Origin of the sequence: Nostoc sp. (genome assembly GCF_036917455.1) — a bacterium.
Lineage (GTDB): Bacteria > Cyanobacteriota > Cyanobacteriia > Cyanobacteriales > Nostocaceae > Nostoc.
In genome coordinates this window covers 1-5,339 of record NZ_JBALDK010000001.1, presented here as the reverse complement: position 1 = coordinate 5,339, position 5,339 = coordinate 1, and the positions used below count along the sequence as shown (strand labels likewise).

Annotated in this window: 3 protein-coding genes; 1 reads left to right on the top strand and 2 read right to left on the bottom strand. The window is 41.8% G+C overall.

Translation table 11 applies throughout. The features are described 5' to 3' along the window. Positions 1-713: 713 nt before the first annotated feature. Entirely contained in the window at positions 714-1,058 is a 345-nt protein-coding gene (locus V7K42_RS00015) for a DUF1815 family protein (RefSeq protein WP_094330768.1), read from the bottom strand. Positions 1,059-1,852: 794 nt separating this feature from the next. Between V7K42_RS00015 and V7K42_RS00010 the strand changes: the two genes are divergently transcribed. Continuing rightward, entirely contained in the window at positions 1,853-2,257 is a 405-nt protein-coding gene (locus V7K42_RS00010) for a hypothetical protein (RefSeq protein WP_334912366.1), read from the top strand. Positions 2,258-2,275: 18 nt separating this feature from the next. On the opposite strand, the gene V7K42_RS00005 is transcribed toward V7K42_RS00010, so the two are convergent. After that, a partial coding sequence (locus V7K42_RS00005) for a hybrid sensor histidine kinase/response regulator (RefSeq protein ID WP_334912364.1) occupies positions 2,276-5,339 on the bottom strand: 3,064 nt, incomplete at its 5' end.

Here is a 5,339-nt window from a genome sequence, read left to right as displayed (position 1 = left end):
GTTTGTGGCTTAGTCAGACTACGGCTTAATTGTTTGCTTTCACTAAATATTAATATTTAAATTACTTGGGAAAAAATAAATTTTATCTTCACCAATATTTTTGCCCATAAAGTGATAGTTTAGCCATAAATTATGCTAAAATCCCTATTCTTGCGTATATCTAGTTTAACGATCGCACATTCCCCTATAATCACTGGAATCCTTGTACCGTATACATTTACCATTTACGGATAAGTCTATTGGGCATCCTTTATTTTGATTGGCAATGGACTTTAGGTATCGATCGTTTTCCACCTGCTGTCAAAGGATGCCTTTTTCAAGCTTGTGGCTGATGTGTCACCTAGAAAATTCATTAAAAATTCATAATTCATAATTCATAATTTATAATTTCTTTATGTAAGTAGGTTGGGACTGCAAACAAAACGGGGTTGCTTGCTTGATAGTTGCAGTGTTTTTAAACCTATTTTTGATTATGAACTATGAATTAGTAATTACTAACTATGTTGATTGTGATTAGCGGTGCGTTTTAACTTTCAGCTAAAGGCTCAAAATTCAGTTCGTGAGGTTTTGGTAGATACAAAAAACTACGCGATGGGCTAGCCACGAGCCAATCACTTAATGGCAATGGAGAATAGGTAAGAGCGATCGCTAACTAAGCCACCATTACCAATTACCGATAATCGATTTCTAATTTGCGATCGACCTTTGGAACCTTAATACTTCTTGGCAAGAATTTTAGAGCCTGTATCGGTTTGCATAGATTGCTTGACAAGATCGGCCAGTTCGTCCAGTTGGCTAATTGCCTCTGCACCTTCTAGCTTCATTAATTCGCGGTCATCCCGCATTTCCGTCCAGGTAATCCCGTAATCGGATACCAAAAACCGAATCAGGTGGTTATCACCCAAGCTAACCATAAACGATGCACTATTCATTTGGTCGCCACAGGTATAACAAGAAGCAGGATACCCACGCCGCTCTAATACAACCGCCAAGGCTTGCAGGTTCATTACCAAGTCTTGGACGAATTGTCGATGTTGATGTGCTAGTCTCAGAAACACTTTTGTCCTCCAGACACCACAGTCATTTGAGTTTCTTTTATATTTTCTTTAGATTTTCTCATCCACTGGTATTGTAAGCTATTCAATACAATTACTAGACAGATAATATTGAGTCTTTAATTGACTACCTTGTTTAGGGTAGCGGATCGGTTTTTTGAGCGCCGTATCAAACTATTCAGTTTGCAAATTAAAAATCTCGACAGAATTTATAAACTTAACTATATCTTTATACACTTCTGTCAGGGTAGATTCTTAGATGAAGCGTTCCGATTTAAGAGTAACCTAAATTTAGCACTAGTCAAGTACGGAAAAGCTACATATTTCGTTTTGATCGGCGACCTCCAGCTAAATTCACTGTTAGTAAAAGCCATAATATAGTTTTACACAGCTATAGTGTCTCTTGCTTATATGTTTGATTTCTTCTCTTTGTAATGTATATTTTGGTATGGATAAGTGATTAAGTATACCAAATTTGTTCCTCCCGTATGTATAAAGTTGAGCAGACAACAGTACAAATTTCAAATTAAGTACTAAAAGCAAACTAGCTGTATTTAAACTTTACTTAATTACTAGATAAGTCTAAGTGTATAATCCAGAATGGATTAACTCAATACTGATAATACCTAAACTCAGCAAAGCAATGCTGCCATTTAGGCAATATTTTCAACTAATTTTGAATTATCCTCAAATAAGTTGTGCTAATCAAAGCACAAAAGTACTAAGTAATGATGGACTTGCTAAAAGTCCCGTAGTTTGCGATCGGTCTTTTAACTCAGCACGGACTAAACCGCGGGGTGATTCTGGCCCACGGTGGACAGGAAGCTGGTTACATCTTCTATATTGACGATGGCAAGCTGTTTTACGAACACAATAGCTATGGTCAGTCGATTAAGTTTCCCGCAGTCCAGCTACAGACAGGTCAACTTAAGATCGGTTTTAATTACGATGCACTGGGCAAGTGCCAGGGTTCTGGAACCCTCTTTGTCAACGGTCAGCAAGTCGCAACGGGTAAGCTGGGGCTAACCTTTGCTGGTTTTCCTTATGAAGGATTAGACATCGGTAAAGATGCCCGTAGTCCCGTGTCATGGGATCTCTACAAAAAACATGGGATCTTTAAATACACTGGTGCATCGAGCAAATCAAATACGTACCGGGTTCACCCGCGCCTGATGCCAAAGAAAAATAGGGTGAAAAGCTAACTTTGCAGGGGAATATCACTAAACATTACTTATAGTGCTAACAAGTTTTTCTCCTTTTAACATCCGCGTCGCAGCTTCGAGGAGAGCTTCTTCGAGATAAGGCTTGGTAAAGTAGCCACTAGCACCCAGTTGAGCGGCAATTTGTCTGTGCTTGTCTGCACCTCGTGAGGTGAGCATCGCGATCGGTAGGTGGTTGAGGTTAGAGTCTTTCTGAATGCGAGAGAGTAATTCCAGACCATCGCAACGGGGCATTTCGATGTCGCAAAATACGATATCGCAAGGCAGACCGGAGCGGAGTTTATCCCAAGCTTCCTGGCCATCACGCGCCTGTTCTACGCGATAACCTGCTTTGTTAAATGTCAGGGATAGCAATTCTCGGACTGTAATGGAGTCATCAACGATCAGCACTGTCGGATCAATCTTCGTCGGAGAGGTGTCTGCGGGAACCCCTTTCTGTTGCCAAGAATTGCCACCCATTTGTGTAGAAATGCGTCCTTGGAAGATGTCAATGATTTCCAGCACGTCAGCAATGGGCATAATCCGACCATCACCCAAGACTGTAGCACCAGCGACACCAATAGGTTTAGGTGCTGGCCCTTCAAATTGCTTAATTACAATTTCTTGTTCGCTTAACACCAGATCAATCTGTAGAGCAATTAGGGTATTTGCCGATCGCACCACGACCACAGAAACCATATCATCGTCTCGCGTACCGCCATAGACATTACCGCGACTGATTTGCCGATTGAAGGTTAAAAGTTCTTTCAAAGGTCGGAATGGCAGCACCGTATCGCGCCAGGAAATAAATGATTGGCCATTGGCATCGTGCTGAATATTTTTCACTGGTATATCCAGCGTATCTTCTACACCGTCCATTGGGAAAGCGATTCTAGATCGATCGGAGACGCAGCAGAGGGCTTTACAAATACTTAAAGTCAGTGGTAGACGAATAGTGAAGGTGGTTCCCTTACCGATCGCAGAATCGGTGTTAACTGTCCCCCGAATTTCGCTAATCTCGGAACGCACTACATCCATACCTACACCACGACCGGAAATTTCATCTGCTTGGTCTTTGATCGTAAAACCAGACTGGAACAGCAAATCGTAAACTTCCAGGCGAGACATGGCTTTTGCTTGCGCTTCTGTAATCATGCCAATCTTCACCGCTTTAGCCTTAACCTTGGCGGAATCAATACCTGCACCATCATCGCCTACAGAAATGATTGTTTGGTTGCCTTGGTGGAAGGCACGGATAGTAATGATTCCCACGGGTGGTTTACCAGCAGCTTGTCGTTCTTCTGGGGTTTCAATACCGTGAGCGATCGCATTATTCAGCATGTGAGTTAACGGATCGGTCAGATGATCCAAAATCATTTTGTCAATTAAGGTATCGCCACCTTCGATTACCAATTCCACTTGTTTGCCACACTTAATGGCGTTGTCGCGCACTCCTCGCCGCCAGCGATCGATAGTTTGGGCAAAATGCACCATTCGCGCTCTTGTTAGTCCCTCTTGTAGCTGCGTGGTTACTTGGCGGAATTGCCTTGCTACTCGCTCGGTTTCTTCGGTGACAAAATCAATGTCACTAGCCGACTCACGCACTCGCACAATGCGCTCAATCATCTGCTGTGAGAGTGTATGAAAGGGAGTAAAATGATCCATTTCTAACTCGCTAAAACCCCTATCGGCATTGGAATTAGAGGCTTGGAAGCCGGAGTCTTTCTTTTTGCGTCCAGCTAATAGAGAAGCTTCTAGGAGCGATCGCTCGTACAACTCTTGCATCCTTGCGCCCACATCCGAGAGTTGTTGCACCTGAATCAGCAAGTTATCTAATGACTGCCGTAGCCGTTCATGATCTTGCTCTAAGGTATTGCGGTTTACCACCAACTCCCCAACTAAATTACTCATATCGTCCAGTTGCTTAACTGGAACTTTCATTGTTTCTTCAAATCTTGCAGCCCGACGAGTAGAGGGACGGGGAGCTTTGCTGGTGTTTGATTTGGCTACTGGTGAATGGGATATTGTTTGATCCGCTTCTGCTAGCAACTTCTCCAAGTCACCAAATTCGTCTATGGCTAGTGATGGAATGGTATTTTTCGCCAAGACTGGTTGAGTGTTTAAGGGCTGGCGTTGGCGTAGCCCATCGGAGATATCGCTTTCGTTATCTGTACCAAGCAATTCTTCCAGGGCTGCAAAATCTAGTTCTGGTATTGAAGTAGCTTTTGGGTTAAGTACTGCTTCTTCTCCTAGTAATGCTTCCAAGTCTGCAAAATCATCATCTAGAGCAGTTACTTGTGTGCTTGCCAATTCTTCAGTTGAGGCAACAATAGCATTTTCTCGATCTGACACTGGTAGCGCTTCAGATGTCTCTCCTAACTCCCAAAAATTGGTTTCTACATTTTCTTGAATAACCGTTTCTGTGAAGTCATTGATATCTTTTGATGCCGCATTTTCTCTTAACTCTTCCTGGTTTTTTGCTTCTAATAGAGCATTTTCTGTAAACAACAAGTCATTGGCAAAACCCAACTCTATATCTTCAAAATCTCTGTTGATTGGGAATTCAAAGGCAGTTTCTAGATTATTGTTATCCTCAGTCTCTAATATTTTTGGTTGTGTTTGGGCTAAATCTAAGTTTTCTCCAAAATTAATATCTAAAGAAGTTTCTATAATCGATAGTTCGTCCACAGGATTTTCTGTGATTTCCATCTGAATATAGGTGGAGTCTATGGCGAAATCTTCAAATACCAGTTGCGGATTTTCATCAAAAGAGCCGAATAAATCCTCTGGTTGTGTTTGGGCTGAATCTGAGTTTTCCCCAAAATTAATATCTAAAGAAGTTTCTATAATCGATAGTTCGTCCACAGGATTTTCTGTGGTTTCCATCTGAATATAGGTGGAGTCTATGGCAACATCTTCAAACACCAGTTGCGGATTTTCATCAAAAGAGCCGAATAAATCCTCTGGTTGTGTTTGGGCTGAATCTAAGGTTTCCCCAAAATTAATATCTAAAGAAGTTTCTATAATCGATAGTTCGTCCACAGGATTTTCTGTGGTTTCCATCTGAATATAGGTGGAGTCTATG